15 protein-coding genes are annotated in these 19,614 nt (G+C 70.9%); 10 read left to right on the forward strand and 5 right to left on the reverse strand.

What is annotated here, in order from left to right; genetic code table 11:
• Genes OG393_RS32085 through OG393_RS32100 form a run of 4 tightly spaced genes read left to right on the forward strand, consistent with a single transcriptional unit; the run spans window position 1 to window position 2,807 of the window.
• Window positions 1-408, forward strand: coding sequence for a roadblock/LC7 domain-containing protein (locus OG393_RS32085; RefSeq protein WP_327378209.1), 408 nt, complete (start codon window positions 1-3; stop codon window positions 406-408).
• Complete coding sequence (locus tag OG393_RS32090; RefSeq protein WP_327378210.1) at window positions 405-764, forward strand: DUF742 domain-containing protein; 360 nt, start codon at window positions 405-407, stop codon at window positions 762-764. Before OG393_RS32085 ends, OG393_RS32090 begins: the two co-directional genes overlap by 4 nt.
• The gene (locus tag OG393_RS32095) at window positions 745-1,362 is read left to right on the forward strand and encodes a GTP-binding protein (protein ID WP_327378211.1); all 618 of its coding nucleotides are present in this window, start codon (window positions 745-747) and stop codon (window positions 1,360-1,362) included. Before OG393_RS32090 ends, OG393_RS32095 begins: the two co-directional genes overlap by 20 nt.
• A complete protein-coding gene (locus tag OG393_RS32100; RefSeq protein ID WP_327378212.1) occupies window positions 1,359-2,807 on the forward strand; it encodes a cytochrome P450 in 1,449 nt (482 codons plus the stop codon). The genes OG393_RS32095 and OG393_RS32100 overlap by 4 nt, the downstream gene beginning before the upstream one ends.
• A gap of 81 nt (window positions 2,808-2,888) precedes the next feature.
• Here OG393_RS32100 and OG393_RS32105 read toward each other — a convergent pair whose 3' ends face one another.
• Window positions 2,889-3,911 carry a terpene synthase family protein gene (locus OG393_RS32105; RefSeq protein ID WP_327378213.1) on the reverse strand — a complete coding sequence of 341 codons (1,023 nt, stop codon included), beginning with the start codon at window positions 3,909-3,911 and terminating at the stop codon, window positions 2,889-2,891.
• Window positions 3,912-4,931: 1,020 nt separating this feature from the next.
• On the opposite strand from OG393_RS32105, the gene OG393_RS32110 reads away from it, so the two are divergent.
• Together OG393_RS32110 and OG393_RS32115 are read left to right on the forward strand one after the other, a co-directional pair.
• Complete coding sequence (locus tag OG393_RS32110; protein ID WP_327378214.1) at window positions 4,932-5,570, forward strand: hypothetical protein; 639 nt, start codon at window positions 4,932-4,934, stop codon at window positions 5,568-5,570.
• 135 nt (window positions 5,571-5,705) lie between these two features.
• Entirely contained in the window at window positions 5,706-6,380 is a 675-nt protein-coding gene (locus tag OG393_RS32115; protein ID WP_327378215.1) for a class F sortase, read from the forward strand.
• Window positions 6,381-6,517: 137 nt separating this feature from the next.
• Here OG393_RS32115 and OG393_RS32120 read toward each other — a convergent pair whose 3' ends face one another.
• The 4 genes from OG393_RS32120 to OG393_RS32135 form a co-directional block, all read right to left on the reverse strand.
• The gene (locus OG393_RS32120) at window positions 6,518-7,411 is read right to left on the reverse strand and encodes a hypothetical protein (protein WP_327378216.1); all 894 of its coding nucleotides are present in this window, start codon (window positions 7,409-7,411) and stop codon (window positions 6,518-6,520) included.
• Window positions 7,412-8,033: 622 nt separating this feature from the next.
• On the reverse strand, window positions 8,034-9,041 hold the full coding sequence (locus OG393_RS32125) for a hypothetical protein (RefSeq protein ID WP_327378217.1): 1,008 nt from the start codon (window positions 9,039-9,041) through the stop codon (window positions 8,034-8,036).
• A gap of 679 nt (window positions 9,042-9,720) precedes the next feature.
• The gene (locus OG393_RS32130; protein WP_327378218.1) at window positions 9,721-10,326 is read right to left on the reverse strand and encodes a GNAT family N-acetyltransferase; all 606 of its coding nucleotides are present in this window, start codon (window positions 10,324-10,326) and stop codon (window positions 9,721-9,723) included.
• On the reverse strand, window positions 10,323-11,489 hold the full coding sequence (locus OG393_RS32135) for a ThiF family adenylyltransferase (protein ID WP_327378219.1): 1,167 nt from the start codon (window positions 11,487-11,489) through the stop codon (window positions 10,323-10,325). The genes OG393_RS32130 and OG393_RS32135 overlap by 4 nt, the downstream gene beginning before the upstream one ends.
• Before the next feature lie 227 nt (window positions 11,490-11,716).
• Between OG393_RS32135 and OG393_RS32140 the strand changes: the two genes are divergently transcribed.
• From OG393_RS32140 to OG393_RS32155, 4 genes are all read left to right on the forward strand, one after another.
• Complete coding sequence (locus OG393_RS32140) at window positions 11,717-12,154, forward strand: hypothetical protein (protein ID WP_327378220.1); 438 nt, start codon at window positions 11,717-11,719, stop codon at window positions 12,152-12,154.
• Between the two features lie 113 nt (window positions 12,155-12,267).
• A complete protein-coding gene (locus OG393_RS32145; RefSeq protein ID WP_327378631.1) occupies window positions 12,268-12,489 on the forward strand; it encodes a hypothetical protein in 222 nt (73 codons plus the stop codon).
• A gap of 229 nt (window positions 12,490-12,718) precedes the next feature.
• Window positions 12,719-13,315 carry a hypothetical protein gene (locus OG393_RS32150; RefSeq protein WP_327378221.1) on the forward strand — a complete coding sequence of 199 codons (597 nt, stop codon included), beginning with the start codon at window positions 12,719-12,721 and terminating at the stop codon, window positions 13,313-13,315.
• Window positions 13,315-19,608 (forward strand): type IV secretory system conjugative DNA transfer family protein, encoded by a 6,294-nt coding sequence (locus tag OG393_RS32155; RefSeq protein ID WP_327378222.1) that lies wholly within the window; start codon window positions 13,315-13,317, stop codon window positions 19,606-19,608. Before OG393_RS32150 ends, OG393_RS32155 begins: the two co-directional genes overlap by 1 nt.
• Window positions 19,609-19,614: the final 6 nt, after the last annotated feature.

Genomic DNA, 19,614 nt, shown 5'->3' on the forward strand with positions numbered 1-19,614 from the left:
ATGCAGCCACTGCCCAACATGGACTGGATGCTCACGGAGCTCGTGGGCAGCGTGCCGCACGTGCGGCACGTGGTCGTGCTGTCGTCCGACGGCCTGAGCATCGGGCAGGCGAACACGGCGCCCGACACGGCGGACGCCATCGCCGCCGCCTGTTCCGGGATCCAGAGCCTGGCGCGGGCCATCGCCCAGATGTTCCCGCACGGTGACGGCTCCACGCGCATGGTCGGCATCGAGGCCGACGGCGGATACTTCTGCCTGATGGCCGCCGGCCCCGGCGCCTACCTGGCCGTGCTCGCCGACGAGGAGGTGGACGCCGGACTGCTCGGTGACCGCATGCGCACCCTGGTGGTCCGGATCGGCCGGCACATGACCAGTCCGCCCCGTGAGGACGTCGGGCAGGCGATGTGACATCAGAGAACACGGACCCTCCCTGGGATGAAGGCACCCCCGTACCGCTCTACGTCATCACCGGTGGCTCCGGCCCCTCGCCCAAGGCCTTCGACCTGGTCACGCTCATCGCGGCGAGGGATTCGCCCGAACCGTCCATGCAGCCCGAACAGGCAGCCATCCTCACCCTGTGCGCCTACCCCCTCTCGGTGGCCGAGCTCTCGGCGTACCTCACCCTCCCGTTCAGCGTCGTCACCGTCCTGCTGTCCCGGCTGGTGGAGGAGGAACGCGTCGAGGCCATCGCACCCGTGCCCGTCACGGCATACCCCCAACGCGAACTGCTGGAGGCGGTGATCCATGGATTACGGAAACTCTGACCCGCGCGCCGTCAGCCGGCACGACACGCCGCTGCTGCACGGCGCCAAAGGCGTCAAGGTGGTCATCGTCGGCGGCTTCGGAGTCGGCAAGACGACCATGGTCGGTGCGGTGAGCGAGATCCCGCCCCTGACCACCGAGGAGACCATGACACAGGCCGGCGCCGGGATCGACGACAACCCCGGTGCCCACGGCAAGAACACCACGACCGTCGCGATGGACTTCGGACGGATCAGTATCAACCGTGAACTGGTGCTCTACCTCTTCGGTACTCCGGGACAGGAACGCTTCTGGTTCCTGTGGAACGGCATCTTCGAGGGCGCGCTCGGTGCCGTGGTTCTCGTCGACACCCGCCGGATCGAGGTCTGCTTCGAGGCCATCACCCGTCTCGAGGACCGCCGGGTCCCCTTCGTGGTGGCCGTCAACGCCTTCCCCGACGCCCCGCAGTACCCCCCGTCGGATCTGCGCGCAGCCCTGGCCCTCGGCGAATCCGTCCCCATCGTCACCTGCGACGCACGGGACCGGGCGTCCTGCCGCGACGCCCTGCTCGCGCTGATGGCCTACCTGTACACCCTCGCCGCCGCCCAGGAGACCGCATGACCGTGCCACCCGCCGAACCCGACACCGCGGCACCGGGGCCGCTCCCGCCCCCGGGCTGCCCGGCCCACAACGCCACGGGGCCCGGAGGAACCACCCGGCTCTACGGACCCGCGGCGGAGACCGACCCGATGGGCCTCTACGAGCGGCTGCGGGCCGCCCACGGTCCGGTGGCGCCCGTCCTGCTCGACGGCGACGTGCGCGCCTGGCTCGTCCTGGGCTACCCGGAGAACCGCGACGTTGCCAGCCGGCCCACCCAGTTCTCCCGCGACCCCCGCGTCTGGCACGGCTGGACGAGCGGGGAGATCGACCCCGCCACCTCCCCCCTCGTACCGATGATCGGCTGGCGCCCCGACTGCGTCTGCGCGGACGGCGAGGAACACCAGCGGCTCCGCGGCGCGGTCACGGCCGGCCTCAGCCAGTTCGACCACCGGGGTGTGCGCCACCACATCACCCGCTTCGCCCATCAGCTCATCGACACCTTCTGCGAGCGCGGCGAGGCCGAACTCGTGGGGCAGTTCACCGAGCACCTCCCCATGCTCACCCTTACCCATCTGCTCGGGATGGCGGACGAGGACGGCCTCGGACTCGTGCACGCCGCCCGCGACCTCTTCAAGGCCACCGAGACCTCGCTCGCCAGCAACGCCCGCATCCTGGAGGCCCTCGACGAACTCGTCGTCGCCAAACGCGCCCGCCCCGGGCACGACATCGCCTCCGCACTGATGGCGCATCCCGCCGGCCTCACCGACGAGGAGGTGAAGCACCACCTGCGCCTCATCCTGCTCGCCGGCTACGAGACCACCGCCAACCTGATGTCCAACGTGCTGCGCATGGTCGTCACCGACCCCAGGTTCCGGGGCTCGCTCGCCGGCGGCCAGATGACCCTGCCCGAAGCGGTCGAGCAGGTCCTGTGGGACGAGCCGCCGCTCATGGTGTGCCCCGGCCGCTGGGCCAACGGCGACACCACGCTGGGCGGTCAGCAGATCAGGGCGGGCGACATGCTCCTGCTGGGCCTGGCCGCGGGAAACGTCGACCAGGCGATCCGGCCCGACCCCACGACCCCGGTGCACCACAACCGCGCCCACCTGTCGTTCAGCGCCGGCACCCACGAGTGCCCCGGCCAGGACATCGGCCGCATCATCGCCGACACGGGCATCGACATCCTGCTCACCAGGCTGCCCGACATCGCCCTGGCCGTGCCGGAGGAGAGCCTCGCCTGGCGCTCCTCCACCTGGGCCCGGCATCTGACGGCGCTGCCCGTGCGGTTCGCGGCACGCTCCCCGCGGCACCACGAACTGATCGAGCCACTCCCGGCGCCGCCCGCACCGAGCGAGGGGCGGCCGACCGCACCGCTCCGCCCGGAGAGCACACCCGATCCGTTGCGGCGATCCCCGAAGCGGAGTCCGCGCTGGCGGACACTGCTCGGGCGCCTGCTGGGCCGCCCCTGACGACCGGGCCCGCCCTCTGTCCGGGACGAGGGCGGGCGAGCGGGTCCGACGGCTCTTCGCCGCGAGGCCCTGCTCTGCCCGCTACTCCCGGTCCGTCGGGCTCGCCGCGGTGTAGCGAGGCGCACCGGTGTACCAGGCGTGGAGGCCGGAGAGGAATCCGCAGGCGCCGCGGAGCCAGGTGTCCAGCCGGTCCCGCTCGTCGGCGTCCAGACCGGACCGCTCCACGAGCGGAGGGATTTCGTCGCGTCTCAGGTGCTCGAAGTCCCGCAGCCGGGTGTTCACCAGAGTGAGCGCGGCGGGCACGGCGTCGTGGAGAGCGATGCCCAGGGAGGTGCCGATGACCAGGACCAGATTGTTGACGTCGCGCTCCTCGTGCACCTCCCGCTCGTAGGAGGCGATGTCGTTCGCCAGCCCCATGTAGTCCATGAAGGCGTCGAGTAGGGCGCGGACGGTCCGGCTGTCCCGGATCCGCTCGGGTATGCGAGCGCCTGTCGCCAGTTCGACGGAGTACGGGGACGTGGGGGCGGCGAAACTGTCGCGCCGGAACACGACGTAGTCGATCAGATGGGGGACCCGGCCGCTGCGACTGTTGGCCAGCTCCTCGACTCCCGCGTCGATGTACCGGGTCAGAGCTTGGTTGAAGTCCTTTCTCCAATGTGCGAGTTCGGGAGGGAAGAGCTGTTCCTGTAGATCCGCGATGCCGCGTTCCACGGCGTTCGCGGGCACCGGCAGCCGAGCCCCGGGCTCGGTCGGCAGGAAGGCGTGCAGCCGGTCGGTGAAGACCAGCGCGCCGGGGAGGTCGCCGGCCCGCTTGAAGGTGGTGGCGAAGTAGTCGTCCCACGCCAGCGCCCAGACGTTGAACCGGTGGTTCAGGCGCAGCCGCGCGAGAGAGGCGTCAGGCAGGGTCCAGGCGGTCAGCTGGTCGACGGTCATGGCGTGGAAGGCCGGCCTCGTCCAGATACCGCGGTGGTCCGGGTAGGCGTCCAGCATGCCCATCTCGCGGGCCCAGTTCTCGCTCTCCCGGCGCAGGGTCGGCAGATGCGGATTCACCCGCAGCGGATGGGGCATCCAGAGCTGCGGAAGCTCGACGGCACGCACTGTCATGGGACCGGCCTCCTCCTCGTCCTCGGCCCGCGTCGGAGCGCGGACCACCGTCGGGGCGTCATGCAGGCGCGGGAAAGCGGCCCACCCGTCGTTCCCGCCGCGCCACCGGGAGCCCGGACACGGTTCCGGACGGCACACCGCCGGATGCCTCCGACACGGCGGGGCACACCGTGTCCCCCACGTCCAGTGACGGCCGCCGTCGCGGCGGGGCCGACCAATTCCCGCCACGGGCCTCTGCAAACCTGCCCGCCCCGAACGATCGGCAATCCCGCGATCGTCTTCCATCGACGATCAGCAGCCGTCGCCGCGCTCCGAGGCGCAGGCGCGGTCGATCAGGAAGAACCAGCCAGAACGCCTCCGCCGAGTCCGCCCAAGAAGACGGCGCTCGACAGCGACGTCGGTGCGTGGCGCGCGATCCCGGGGCGGAGTATCCGCCACAGGCGGCGGACCGGTTGCTCCACCGGCTCGGCGACCGCAGGCGGCGGACCGACGCTTCCCGGCCGTGGAGCCGGATGAGCGCCGAGGCGATCCCCGCCGCCCCGGCCCCGCTGGGCTACCCGGCCGCGGTTCCCGCGGTGGTGGACACGCTCGGCGCCGCGGTGCGCCATGAGCAGCGGCATGATGCTGAACAGGTACTCCGGACCGGCCAGGGTTCGGGGAAGCGTCAAGCACTTCACAGCCGCGGTCGGGAGGGGCAGGAAGACCTGGGGAGGAAGCCCCACCTTCTGGCCGCCGTCAGACAGAGCAGCGGCGCCCGTCGTCTCCGGAATCAGTTGTTCCCACGGAAAGCGTCCGTCGAAGCGGGAGCACGCACGCATCCGCCGGCCCGTCAAACATGCCCTCGGCGTGGCGTGCCGCCCAACGGATGACGGTCGGGCAGGTGTCACTCATTGAGCCCTGCGAGTCCGGCTCCCCGGTGGCGCGACCGCGTGCGGGATCTGACGGTGGTGCAGTCGCCACCGCGTAGGGAAATAGCCGACGGACGGTCAGCTGACGCCGCTGGCGACGGAAGGAAGCATCATGCGCTCTGCCCGCATTCTTCTCGCCGCAGCCATCGCGACGGCTGCGCTCACGGTCGGCGGTTCCACGGCGACCGCCGCCACATACGCCGACTGGGACAAGGACGACTCGACCCACTCCAAGGACCACGACAAGGGCGGGAAGCACTCCAAGGAGCATGGCAAGCCGCACGGTGGTGTCCACACCGGTGGTGGTGCGCTGGGTCTGGTGTCCGGCGACGAGTGGGACAAGGACCACGACAAGGGCGGCAAGTACTCCAAGGAGCATGGCAAGCCGCACGGTGGTGTCCACACCGGTGGTGGTGCGCTGGGTCTGGTGTCCGGCGACGAGTGGGACAAGGACCACGACAAGGGCGGCAAGTACTCCAAGGAGCATGGCAAGCCGCACGGTGGTGTCCACACCGGTGGTGGTGCGCTCTCGCTCGTGAACGACGCGGACTGGAACAAGGACCACGACAAGAGCGAATCGTCCGCCGCCGACAAGAAGGAGCACGACAAGCCCCGTGGCGGCATGCACACCGGCGGTGGCGGTCTCGCCGACTCCGGCACCAGCCTGGCCGGCGCGAGCGTGCTGCTCCTCGGCGGGCTCGGAGCCGGCGCCTACATGCTGCGCCGCCGGCGGGCCGGCGTGGCCGCCTGAGCCCAGGCCCGAGAGGAATCCCCTGCGGTGAGCAGGGGCAGGCGGTGGCCGCCGTCCGGTTGGCGGCCACCGCGTCATGGGGCGGCGGGCGCCACGTACGCCTATCGACGGTGACTTGCTATGCGGAGGTGGCACATGGCCTCGGAACCGGACTTCCACGGCGAGAAGCGTGGTCGTCGACGAAGGATCGCGATCTTCCTGTGGACCCTGGCTCTGGGGGCCGTCGCCGTCCTGCTGCTCGGGAGACTGCCACAGGAGGAGACGGCCCCAGGGCAGGGGACGGCGTATGCCCGTGTACCCCCCGCGGTTCCGAGCCCGACCACGCAGCCTGCGAAGCGACCGCTTTCCCTGTCGAGGTCGGCACCCGTGCGGATCGTGATCCCGCGGATCGGCGTGGACGCTCCGTTCACCGACCTGGCGATCGGCGAAGGAGGCCACCTCGACGCCCCTCCGCCGAACGACACCAATCTCGTCGGATGGCACGCCGACGGACCGAGCCCCGGAGAGATCGGTACAGCCATCGTCGCGGGCCACGTCGACACCAAGACGTCCGCCGCGGTGTTCGCCGGACTCAGCAGACTCACCCCCGGTGACCGCTTCGACATCCGCCGCGCCGACGGCCGCACCGCCACCTTCGCCGTCGACACCCTTGAGACCTTCTCGAAGGAGGACTTTCCGAACGACCGCGTCTACGCCGATACAGACCGGCCGCTCATCCGCCTCATCACCTGTGCCGGCGTCTACGACAAGAAGGTCCGCGACTACAAGGACAACCTGGTCGTCTTCGCCCATCTCGCTGACGCCACGTGATGCCGGCTGACAGCGCCGCTGCGCGCCGTTCATCCTCTGCGCGAGCCCACCGGATGCTCGAGGGGTGCGGAAGGCAGGGCCTGGGCCGCGGTGTTCCCACCGCGTGACGATGCACCGGCGGTCGGTCCGGCTTCAGTTCAGGCCCGTTCGGCCGTGACGCCGCTCGGCGTGCCCTGTCCGTTCTTCAGGGTGAGGCGGTCGTCCGTGATGATCCGTAGGACGTCGTTGGCGAGCTGCAGCGGGTGGGCCTCCTGCCAGATCGTGCTCAGGGCCTCCTGGGTGCCGTAGAACATGTACCCGTCCGACTGCTCCACGCCGTCCGACTCCCTGACGACCATCCATCGCGAGTCGCCGCGGTAGAAGCTGTACTCCTCGGCGTTGGCCAGGATGGTGACGTCACAGCCGCACCCGCACCCTGCGTCGGACGAGGGGGCGTACTCGCCGTCCTCATGGCGTCGGTTCAGTGTCACCGTCTCGTCGAGCCGCTCGCTGAGCAGCGCCGCTACCGCTGTCAGGGTCTCATGGGCGTTGGGAGTCACCGGTGCCGAGGTCGGGGCTTCGTACAGGGCGCGTACGGCGGGAGGGGCGTGACGGGCGATCAGACCGTGGATCTGTTCGCGCACCGAGCGTAGCGAGGCGAGCGCGTCGGCGAGGTTCGCCGGTTGCCCGGCACCGGCCGGAGCGGGCATCGGTGTCTCCCCGCGGTCGGCGATCCGCTCGACTGCCTGCCCGGTTGCCTGGAGCGCGTCCGCTGTCCGCTGCAGCTGGACGAAGAGCACCGATGCGACCGTCGCGGCGTCCTGCGGGGTGTAGAGGGCCCAGGGACTCGACAGGGCCGTCATCACGGCCTCGGTGGTCCCGGCCGCCGCGCATGCCATATCCACTGAGTCCCGGGGGTTGTGCATGCCGTCGTGGATCATGGCGGACACCTCTCCGAGGAGGTCGCTCGGTTCCTCGGCGGCCCGCTTGTACAGGACACCGAAGGATGCGCTGTCGTCGGGTCCGGACAGTTGAGCCTTGTTGTTGTGCATGGTCGGAATCCTCCCAGATTGCGGCGGTGTCACGGGCGAGATTGCGAAGGTTTGCTCCGGGAGCGGCCCGACCCGGCCGCTCCCGGAGCCGTACCCGGATCACAGTGAGCCGTCCCGTGGTGGCCGGCGCCCGACTCCCTCCCCGTCAATACCGCCGCACCCGGACGCCGCGGGTACGGTCGCGGCCGGCCGTCACGAGGGTGGGGGTGGCCCCCTCGGCATCGGTCAGCCACACATCCAGCGGCCCGGACCGGGGCTCCCCGTGCAGGGGTCGGACTGGTGCCTGATCGTGGAGACATCGGTCCCCGGAGAGGGAGGCGAGGCAGCGGAGTTAGTCCGGCCGCGTCGAGGTGATGCCGGTCCACGGTGGGACCCCGTTCGCGGTTCATGTGGGCGGGACGGTCAGGGCAGTACGCGCAGAAGCGGACCCGGACACCGGCCGCCTCGTGCGGGAGGTCACCTTCGACTCCGGCCGGGTCCGGTGCGAGACCTGGTCCGGGAACCTCCGCCTGTCCGTGTCGTGACCAGCGCGAGGCGGGCACCAGGCGGCGCTGATGCCCCTCCCGCGCGGACCGCTTCCACCGCTCCGTCGCGTCGCACCCACAAGCCGTCCGATGCCGGTTCAGTCACCCGGCTCCGTCACTCGGAGCTGCCGCAACAGGCCGCCGTAGTCCTCGTCGTCGTCACTGATGAAGATCGGAAATGAGCCGGAGACCAACGCGACGCCTTCGACCTTGAGCCCCGAGCTCCGGGCGAGCATCTGCGGAGGTTCGACCGGAAGAAGTCTCGCGCCGAGGGGCCCGCCCCGCTGAACCGTGGCCGCGCGGTACACGGCGCTGTCGAAGGGACCGAGGTCACCGGGGTCGTACGCGGACGAGAGGTAGAGATTGCCCTTCGTGTCGATGTCGAGGCCCGAGGCAGGGCGCGCGCCCGGCGGCTCGGGCGCGGTGAAGGAGACTGACACCCATTTCCCGCCGAACGTGATCTCACCGCGCCCGCTGACCGTCAGGCGCGTCATGTTGATGCGCGTGGTGTCGCTTCCCTGCGCCCGCTCGGCGTACACGAAGTAGTCTTGCCCGCCGACCGTCGCGACGGCCGTCGCCTCGACGTTGGTGAGCGGCTCGGGTGTCCTCGGCCACGGTACCGAGCCGGCGATCTCGATGTGGAGGCTCCTGTTCCACCGTGCGAGATAGATGGTGGGGTCGGGGTCACTGCCGTCGGCGGCGCTCTCCACCAGCAGCGCTTCGTTGCGGCCGGGCAGCCGGGCGATGCTTTCGAGGTCGTTCGGCAGACTGGGAAAGTCCACGCGAAGCTCTTCGACGGCGATCCCGTCGGGGTCGACGGGTGTCCGTACGATCGCGAGGCGAGGCAGGTCGCGTTCGGCGTCGTTGTCCCTCGCGTCGTGGCAGACCAGGAAGACCTCTCGCGGCTCCGCGTCGCCCCGGGGGCCGGTGAACCCGCGCTCGGTGGCGAGCCAGGCGATGCCGCTGAACTCGCGCGGTGCCCTGACCCGGTCCCTTCCGGGGGACGAGACGTCGGTGGATCGCTCGACGCCGCACGCGGCCAGAACGAGGAGGTTCAGTCCGACGACAGCAGACGACAGAACCCGTGCCAGAAGCCGACGTCCCATCCTGTGTCCTTCCGTTGCGCGGTGTGCACTGCCACGGACCGCGGCCCGCTCGGGACGCTAGGACAGGGAACATCCGATTTCCGCCAGGCACCGCCGGAATGTCACCAGTCCGGCGGTGATCCGTCCGTGGACGGCTCCGTTATCCCGAAGCGACGCGGCGTGACATGGAGCTCTCCGCGGCAGAGCTCGGGTGTGCAAGAGAGCTCGGTGCGCAAGAGAGCGCCGACGGCCATGCTGCCGGGCGGCTGCCCGCGTCGTGATACGGACGGCCCCCGCTCACGGTCATCCGGTCCGGCTTGTCGAAGTGCGGCGTCGGCCGGTCGTGGTGGAGTTCGCGGTAGTCGACCACGAGCCGGTGGCCCGGGCAGCAGGCGTCGACCGGCGACTTCGCCGGCCGGCCGCTCACCTCGGGTTCCCCGGCAGCCCGTCGCACGTCTGCTGCGTCAGCGCTGCTTCGCCGAGGACCCGGTGGCGCAGGCCGACGACGTACGCTTCGTCACTGTCGTCTCTTGTTCCGATGACCAGGCATCCTCCCGCCAGGGACCGTCAGAGCCGTGCGGCGTCCCGGTCACCGCGCAGCAGGTGAGGCCGACATCCACCGGCGGGGGAGCGTCGCCGGCCGCCTCACCAACCGACGCGAACGGGCGATCGTCTTCCGGTCCCGGGTGACGGCGAGGACTCAGACGCGCTCGGGCCGGGGCGCGCCGTCGAGAATGGCCCGTTCGGTCTCGGTGGCCTGGCGTTTCCACTCGGGGGCTACGGCGGCGTAGGTGGTGACATCGTGCCAGCAGCCCTGGGTGCGGAAAAGCTGGCGGAGCGTGGCTTCGGGACGCAGGCCGGCGGCGTGCATCACCTGGGCCATGCGGTGGTGGTCGCTGCGGTGGCCGGCCCAGATGCGGTGCAGGCCCAGGTGCCCGAAGCCGTACGCCATCAGCAGGCGGCCTGCCTCGTGCCCGTGGCCGCTCACGGAGGCGCCCGGCAAGAGGACCAGGCTGGTGAGCATGGCGTTGCTGCCGTAGTCCTCGACGAGAAGTCCCATGGTGCCGATGAGGGTGTCGTCGTCCGGGGCGCAGACGGCGAGGGTGTACCTGCGGCGCGGGTGGGTGTGGGGCTGGGCGAGGTTCTGGGCGAAGGTGTCGTGGGCCTGGGCGGCGGCCATGCGGTCGACGCCCAGGTAGCGGGTGAGGACGCGGTGGGTGAGGATCCGGGCGAAGACGTCGTGGTCGCCTGCGTGTAGTTCCCGCAGTCGCAGGTGGTCGCCTCGGAGTTCGGGGATGCGGTTCACAGGGTGGCTCCGTGCGGTGCGGGCACGACAGGCATGGTGGGGACAAGCCTCTCGAGGTCGATGGAGTGGCGGCCCGAGGGCAGAGCTTCGCCGAGCAGGATGCGGCGGGCGGTGTCGGTGATGAGGGCGGCGCCGAGCATGACGCCGCTGGCCAGCTGCGGCCAGCTGGAGAGGGTGTGGCCGACACGGGTGAGGGCGTCGCTCATGGCGGGGCTCAGCCGCTGTTCGTCGACGACCCTGAGCAGGAAGCGGATGGCCTCCTCCCGGTCCAGGCCCGCGACGTCGGCGGCTGTCGTCGCCCCGATGCGGCCGTGGAAGAGTGGGCGGTCCTCTTCGAGGTCGAAGCGCTCGATGTCGAGTACGCCACGGTCGTTGGTGTCCATCAGGACGGGGACCCGCAGGCGGCGCGCGTGCTCGCGTGCGGCGACCTTCACCCACGGGGTGTCGCACTCCTCGACGAGCAGGTCCAGGCCGTGGGCCCGGTCGCCGAAGAAGTCCCCGACGTTCTCCTCGTTCACTCCTCCCCGGTGGACCTCGATGTCCAGGTAGGGATCGAGCTCGTACATGCGCCGGGCGCACAACACGCTTTTCTCCAGGCCGAGTTCGTGCACGCCGGCACGGAGCCGGTTCAGGTTCGACAGGCTGAGGCAGTCGAAGTCCGCCAGCCGGAAGGCACCGCCGACGCCTTCCATGGCGCAGGCCAGAGCGGCGCTGCTGCCCACCGACAGGCCGATGACGCCGATCCGGCGCCGCAACAGGCATTGTTGCTGCGCACGGGTGATCTTGTCGCGGTTGCGGTCGGTGCGGACCAGGCGGAACTCCGCCTCGGGCAGCACGTGGACCAGGCGCCCGGACCAGGGGTACCAGGCCCACCTGCCGTACGTGTCCGGCCGGCCCGATACGACCTGCTCGACCTCCCGGTCAAGGTCCTGGGGGCCGAAGCTCTCGCCAGGTGCCCGACAACGCACGAGTTCGGCGACCTGGTCCTCGATGCGGCCGTGCACCTCGCGCAGGACGGTCGAGCCACGCAGCGCCGACAGAGCCTGGGCGTCGGCAGGCCGCGACGGGTCCAGCAGCACAGGTCGAAACGATTCCTCGGCCTGGCGCGGCGAAGGAAGGACGAAGGAGTCCGGCTCCAGGCCGGAAGACAGCGACTGAGACACGACGGCGACGCTAACAATCCAAGATCACTGAAGCGGGCAGGTCACCCGTGGGGGCGCACTCGAATTGATCTTCTAGCTGAATGCGCCCCCTGCGGACTCGGGGCGGTGCAGGCCGGGTTGGCCGGGGGCGCGGTCACCGCGCAAGCCCCCCGAACGGGTGACTGTGGGCGCCCAGTCGATCTCGTTGGTCCCGGGCGCGTCAACAGCATCCCTGGACCGGAGGAATCGTGGATCGAAGCACCGGAAGCACCGTCCGCCGGCTGCGCAGACATGGTTTCGTGGCCTCGTTGGTCGCGCTCTTCACGCTGCTCGTCCCGGCCGTGGCGCACGCCGGCGCCAACGCGAACGTGCGCTACACCTCGCCCCCGTACGACGCGGCCATCCACGAGATCAGGGAGTCCCGCAGCCGGCAGTGCCTGTTCATCCGCGGCGCGTCCACCAATACCGGGGCAGTCATCCAGACGTTCGACCGCAAGGGCCGGCACCACCAGCGCTTCGATTCACCGGCCTCGTCCCGGCCACCGCCGGCCGCAGCGTCGTCGCCGCGGCGACCAGGGGTGTGCCGAAGACACCCACGAACTCCCCCTCACGGCCGGGGGCGCTTCCCGGCGGGCGCGACTGTACCGAGCCACATCCCCGGCACCCAGGTCCACATCCGTGGGTGACGCGGAGTCGACGCTCGGTCTGGTGACGCGGTGGTCCGGGTCAGGACCGTCGGGGCCCACCGTGAGCAACTCCCGGGTGAGCTGTTCAACTCTTGTGCTGAAAGGAACCGTTGATGACCGGCATCCAGGCCGGGGGGCGCTGTGAGTGGGCGGGCGCCGTGGATGACGGGCGGGTCGCCGAGCCGGTGGCCCAGGCTCAGGCCGGTGGGCTCCTCCCGCACCACCACGGGCGGACCGATGGCATCGGCGTCGGCACCCGCGCCAGACGGATCACGAGGCAGACGCCCGGCCGTGCGGGCTTCGACCTCCTCCGCCACCGCACCCTCCTGCACTGACCGTCACCCCTCGTGGGCTCGTTCCGCTGTGACGGAACGTCTGGTGTGTCCCGGCCCGCTTGTCGCGGACCCCGTGAGCAATCGATGACAACCCCGTACGCAGGAGGCGTCGTTGTGCTTGCATGGTGATCGAGGACACACCGAGGCGTCGAGCCGGGGGGCGGTGAGTTCGCTGCGACTGTGGGCAGCGTGGTCATGGAGTCAGGCGGGGTCGATCATCTTGGCGGCGATGGCCGTCGTCGCCGTCGTCCTTCTGTACCGTGCGCTACGCCGGGCCCGGCGGACGTCGGCCGCGACCGTGGACCGGCTCCGGAAGGCGGGCGACGCGGTGGTGGCGGGTGCCGAGTCCTTGACGGCGCTGTCCCGCAGCCTTGAGGCGATCACCGAGGAGTTCCGCTCGCGACGCGAACAGGACGCGTCCGCGCAGGCCCGGAGGGTCGGGTTCAGCAAGGGCGAAGTCTTCGCGGGGGAGGCGTCCTCCGGCGTCGGGGGGATCGCCATGGTCGTCGTCAGGAATCTCAGCAGTGAGATCATCTACGACCTGCAGGTCACCCCTCTCGCCGCGGGCCGCGACGATCCGGACCTCGAGCAGCGGGGCGCGGATGTGCTCGATCCGGGTCAGCTGCTCAACCTCGCCTTCCCACTGAACACCCACGACGGCTCCTCCCAGGGGGACAGGGAGTTCTCGCTGCTGTTCACCGACGCCTGGGGCCGGCCCTGGCGGCGGCTCACCTCTGACCCGGTCCCGTACCGGGCGGACGCCGATCCCGGCACCGACCGGTCTTCTGCCTCGGTGCGCGACCCGGCCGAGGAGGGAGGAGCCTGATGACGGCGCGTGACCGTCGGCTGGTTGAGATCACCTGTGGTGCGGGGACCGCGCTCTCACGGGGCACCGGGTATGTGGTGAGCGCGGGCGTCGTGCTGACCGCCGCCCACGTGGTCGTCGACTCGTGCGACAAGCCGCACGAGATCCGCCTGCGCAGGGCGCCGGACACCGGCCCCGAGGACTGGTTCTCGCCGACCGCTGTCGTGCTCGGCGGAGAGGCGACGGACGCGGCGCTACTGCTCTTCGCAGCCGGGCACGGTGAACCGAGCGACGTCCCCCCATGGGTCGTCCATCTGGACATCGACCAGCCTCTGCCGTTCCACGCTCCCGGATTCCCACGTGTCCAGCGGGAGGGGGAGGAGCGGGACATCGAGGTGGTGCGCGGGCTGACGGCCCAGGGGACCACCGCCCGGCGTGGCGCGCTCTCCCTGAACATCGATTCGGCGACCCCTCCCGGCGTCCCCGCCGCCCGACCCGGTACGGCCGAGACGGATGCGGCACCGTCCCCGTGGGCGGGACACTCGGGCGCACCGGTCCTTACCCTCGGTGGGTCGCTGGTCGGCATGGTCGTGGAACACCATCAGGGCTTCGGCGGTTCTCGGCTGGAGGCCCTCGCGGTGACCGAGATCCGCGACGACCCCGCCTTCGACGGAATCCTGCCCGACGCCTGGTCCGGGAGCCGGCTCCGCCCCGCCAGCAGCCTGGTCTCCTTCGCCATCGGTGACACCCGCATCCGGGTCGATCCCCCGTTTCAGAGCCTGGGGGAACAGGAACGCGCGATGCTTCAGCGTTCCACCGCCCTGCCCCTGCGGGCGCGATACCGCGTCGTACCCTTCACCGGCTCCGACCGCGGACTGGCGGAGCTCGCGCGGTGGTGCACCGGCGACACGAGCTCGGGCCACCCGGCGGGTTCCGGAAGCGTCGGGTACGCGCTGGTCTCGGGCGCCGGCGGTAGCGGCAAGTCCCGGCTGGCAGCGGAGGTGTGCCGCCTGGCCCTCGAGGCGGGGCTGGTGGCCGGTACGGCCACGGAGATCACCGGGACGGCAGGGACGTCCGGGATGGCCGAGCTCACCGAGCTCGGTGCTCGGGCACTACTGGTCTTCGACTACGTCGACTACCGCGCGGAGTTCGTCGCCACCGTCCTCGACGACTGCCGAGCCCGGGGCGCCGATGTCAGGCTGCTGGTACTCGCCCGGGACGGCGAGACGTTCCGCCGTCACCTCGACGCCCAGCTCGGGCTCGGCATGCTGAAACCGGATGTGGACATCACTCTGGACGACGGTGATCTCACACCGGAACTGCGCAGCGCGCACTACACGGCGGCGGCCGCCGCGTACCGGCGCCTGCACGCACCGGCGCAGCAGCGGGTCGAGCTCCCGGCCTCCGCAGCCGTCGACGCCTCCCCTGCGTTGGACAGTTGCACGACCCCGTTGCTGGTGCACGCCCGCGCCCTGCTCGACGTCCTGGGCGAGGCCGCAGGCCCCGACGCAGAGGACGACGACCCGCAGACGCCCGTGCGGACGCCCGGCGCCGAAGGTGTTCTGGCCGCCGTCGTCCACCGGGAGGCACGGCACTTCTGGGCTCCCGCCACCGAAGGACTCGGGCTCGGTCTTGAGACGCTGCACGACCTGATGGCCGTCACCACCCTGGCCGGGGCCGATACGCGCCTTGACGCCCTGGAGCTTCTGCGGGCGGTGCCGGAACTGGCCGACACCTCAGCAGACCGGCGCACGCGTGTCCTCAACGCCGTGCAGGGGATCTACCCGGGTTCCGCGGTGGTGCCCCTGGTCGAGCCGGACCTCCTGGGCGAGTACCTCGTTGCGACACGGCTGCTCCTGGCCGGGCCGTTGCCCGAGGTCTTCCGCCGGGCCGCAGCGCCCGCCCAGCGCTCCCGCATGCTCGAAGTGCTGCTGCGCATGGGTGACTCCCCGTTCCCGGCCGTGCGATCCGCGGTAGCCGTGGCGATCCGCGACCGCCTGGACGAGGTGCTGCCCGACCTGGTGGTGCAGGCCGACGAAGCGGCGGCCCGGACCGGGACGCCGGACGAGCGGCTGCTGCCCGCTCGTCTCGCCGCCGCCCTCGCCATCACCGACGTTCCCTCCGCGGCTGCCCGTGCCGAGGAGCGGCACCCGGAGTTCTCCACCAGCAGCGCCGTGCAGCCCTTGGCTGCCATTCTCTACCGGCAGGCCGCCGCGCACTGGCAGGCGCAGGGCGACGAAGGCCGGGCCGTGCGGTTGCTCTCCGCCGCGAGCCAGGCCCTGGTACGCCTCAACCGGCCCGACGCCGCGTTCGGGTTGCTCGATGAGGCGACCTCGGTCCTCTCCCGCACCCCGGACTTCAGCACCAGCCCCCAGCTCGGCCGGATTCTCAGCACCAGTGCTCTGGCCCGCCTGGAGACCGGCAACCACGAGTGGGCGATCAGTGCCGCCCGAGACGCGGTCGGCATCGCCCGCGGCGCCGCGGAGAGGGAACCCGCGGTCCATCAGGAGCAGTACACGGAGGCGCTGGTCAGCCTGTTGCTGGCGGAGTTGAGCGCTGCCGATCACACCGGTGCGCTGGGGACGGCAGTCGAACTCGTCCAGGCAGTCGCGGAGCTGGGTCCCCAGCGCCGAGCCACGGCCCTTCTGCTGCAGTGCCAGGTGCAGCTCGCCGGCGGCGACACCGAGGCGGCCGAGCAGGCGATGTCCACCGCCGAAGCTCTGCTGAGCGAGCTTCCCGACGAGGCGGCGCCCCGCGAACTGGCAGCCGCTCAAGCCGCCTTGTCCCTTGTCCTCGGTGCCTCCCCCGACGGCCTGCCGGCCGCGCGCGACCTGGCCCGCTCGGCTCTCGAACTGGCGGACCGGTTGCCCGACCCCGGTCACGAACAGTCCCGCCTCACGCGGGGGACCGTGCGCTTGCAGGTCGCCATGGTCCTGGAGCCCGACGACGGACTCCAGACGGTGGAAGAGGCCCATCGGCTCTTCGTCGGCCTCCGCGAGGAATACCCGGATATCTACGAGTTCTATCCCACCATCACGGCCTTGATGCGCGCCGAGCTGACCGCCGCCCAGGGCGACCTGGGCCGTGCGGCCCGGCTCGCCCAGCGCGCGGAGCGGGACGTGGCCGCCCTCTACCGAGTGAGGCCGAAACAGTACTACCCCTGGACCGCGGTGGCCGCGCTCACCTCGGCCTCGATCCTGTCCACGGCGGGTCGCACCGGCGAAGCCGTCGCTTCTCTGGAACAGGCGGTCCAGCGCTTCGAGCGACTGGGCGCCGAATCGGCGCTTCCTCTGCTCGCCAGGTTACGCACCGCTCGCTCCGTGGTGCTCATCGACGCCGGCCGACACGCGGAGGGAGCCGAGGCCGCACGCGAGGCGGTGGCCGACTACGAGTCTCTGGCCGAGCGCTCCGGTACCTGGCTGCCCGATCTCCTCGGCGCGCACCTCGTCAACATGGTCGGCCTGGTCTGCTGTGGCCAGGAGGAGGCCGCCCGCGCGGCGGGGGACGAAGCGGTGCGGATCGTACGCCGTGACGCCGAGGAGCACGACACCCCGGACACGCGCAGACTACTGGCCAGGGTTCTCGCCGCACGTGGCCAGTGGCTCCGGGAGATGCGCCGCTTCGCCGACGCCCTGGAGTCGTTCCGGGAGAGCAGCCGTGTCTACGGCACGTTCCGGCACACCAGGGAGGACGAGGCGGACCTGATGCTGCTGAGCGTGTGGACCGAGGAGTGCCGGGCGGAGATCGGCACCGGAACGGCGATGCCGGGGGTCGCCGACGCTCCTTCGCTTGATTCCCTGACCCTGGACCCCGCGTCTGACGCGATGACCGCGGCCCCGTCCGAGGCCGTGTCCGGAGCCGAGACGGAGGCCACGCCGCACAACGCCCGGTGGCGTATCGTCCTCGGACGGCGCGGCGGCAAGTTGGTGGCAGCCGCGCCCTTTCGTCCGGTGCTGGTCCTGGGGCCACAGCGTAGCCGCAAGACCACCGGCGTGGTGATTCCCTCCCTCCTGGAGTGGGACGGACCCGCCCTCGTCACCTCGGTCCGCACAGATGTCCTGGCCGGCACCGCCACCCGCCGCCGCGGCATGGGCGACATCTCGGTGTTCGAACCGACCGGCCGCCTGCACACCCACGGCGAACCGACCACGACCTGGAACCCGTTGGAGGTGTGCGACACCTGGGACGGCGCGGTCGCCACCGCCCGGTCACTCGCGGAGACGGCACAGCTCACCGGCGACAACAGGCGACTGAACGACCAGTTCTGGACGACGATGGCCGAACAGCTCCTCCAGTCCCTCACGTTCGCGGCCGGAGCCACCGGACAGACCATGGAGAAGGTCAGCCAGTGGGTGAAGTCGATGGACTCCGCGGAGGTCCGGGCACGCCTCAGCGTCGCCGGAAGCGCTGAGGCCATCCGGACCTTCCAGGGGATGCGGCAGCTGGCCGACGTCACCCTCTCCAGCGTCTACGCGACAGCCGGCACCCTCCTGCGCGCCTATGACTCGGCCGAGGTCCGGGCCCGTTCGGTGTCCGGCTTCCAGGTCGACGACTTCTTCAACGGCGCAGCCAACACGCTCTACCTGTGTGCGCCGCCCGAACAGCAGGAGCTGATGGCCCCGATCTTCACCGCACTCATCCGGCGAGTGATCAATGAGGCGTATCGGCGCCACGAGGCGGGAGAACGGACCCGACTGCTTCTGCTGCTCGACGAGGCGGGCAACATCGCGAAGATCGAGAATCTCGACACCCTCGCCACCACGGCCGCCGGTACCGAGATCCAGCTGGTCACGGTTTTCCACGACGTGGCCCAGGTCGAGGCGCTGTACGGGGCCCAGCGAGCACAGAGCATCATCAACAACCACTCGGCGATGCTCATTCTGCCCGGCAACCGGGACCCGCGCACCGGACAGCTCGTCCGGGACCTCCTCACCGGCGAACCCGTGCACGCCCTCAACCGCCGCCCGGTACGCCGGCTGCAGCCGGGGACCGCGCTCTGCGTCTACGAACACCTGCCCGCGGAGGTGATCGCCCTCCGGTCGGCCACCCACGACCAGGACCTCCTGGACATCGCCGCCCTCCCCGGCCCCGGCCCCCGAGTACCTCCTGCCGCTCCGCCGTCGGACTCCGTCACGACACTGGTCCTGCTCGCGGAGAAGCACGCCGCCGCCGGGCGCCTGGAAGAGGCGCTGGCCGCCGCCGACCGGGCCGTGGAGCTCGCCCCCGACGACACGATGGCGCGCCTGCGCCGCTCCAGCACCCGACTCTCCGCGCAGCGCCCGGGTGACGCCGCCGCCGACATCGACCACGTGCTCGCGAACAGCCCCCACGCCGCACTGGAGCTCGTCCTCGTCGCGGCGACCCTGCACCGTTGCGCGGGGGAGGACGAGAAGGCGCTGAGCGGCTACGCGCGCGCCCTGGAAGCCGACCCCGACAACCAGGAGGCGCTGATCGGACGCGCCACGGTCCTCTACTCGAACAACCAGAGGGAGCAGGCCCTCGCCGACCTCGACCGGGTCCTTCACCTCGCTCCCGAGAACGCCGAGGCATTGGCCGCTCGCGGTGAGATCCACCGAGTCGACGGGCGCCTCGAGCCGGCACTGGCGGACCTCGACCACGCCCTGAGACTGGAGCCCGACAACGCCTTCGCCCTGCGCGGTCGCGCAGACGTGCACCACCTGGCCGGGCGGTATGAGGAAGCCGTCGCGGACTTCGACGGTGCCCTGCGTCTGGAGCGCGACAACGTCTTCGCGCTGACGCGTCGGGGGGAGAGTCACCGTATGGTCGGGCGGTATGAGGAAGCCGTCGCGGACTTCGACGGTGCCCTGCGTCTGGAGCGCGACAACGTCTTCGCGCTGACGCGTCGGGGGGAGAGTCACCGTATGGTCGGGCGGTATGAGGAAGCCGTCGCGGACTTCGACGGTGCCCTGCGTCTGGAGCGCGACAACGTCTTCGCGCTGACGCGTCGGGGGGAGAGTCACCGTATGGTCGGGCGGTATGAGGAAGCCGTCGCGGACTTCGACGGTGCCCTGCGTCTGGAGCCCGACAACGTCTTCGCGCTGAGCAGCCGCGGTGAGCTCCACCGTGAGCGGGGGCGACTGGAGGAAGCGTTGACCGACTTGAATCACGCGCTGCGTCTGGAGCCCGAGCACGCCTTCGCGTTGGGCGTCCGTGGCCGCGTGCACCGGAGCGCGCAACGCTACGCGGAGGCCCGGGCCGATCTGGAACGCGCCCTGGAACTGAGCCCCGGATTCCAGTGGGTGCGGCGCGAACTCAACCGCGTTCCCCGGGGTTCGAAGAAGCGCCGCCCCTGACGCCCG

This window comes from Streptomyces sp. NBC_01216, assembly GCF_035994945.1.
GTDB lineage: Bacteria > Actinomycetota > Actinomycetes > Streptomycetales > Streptomycetaceae > Streptomyces.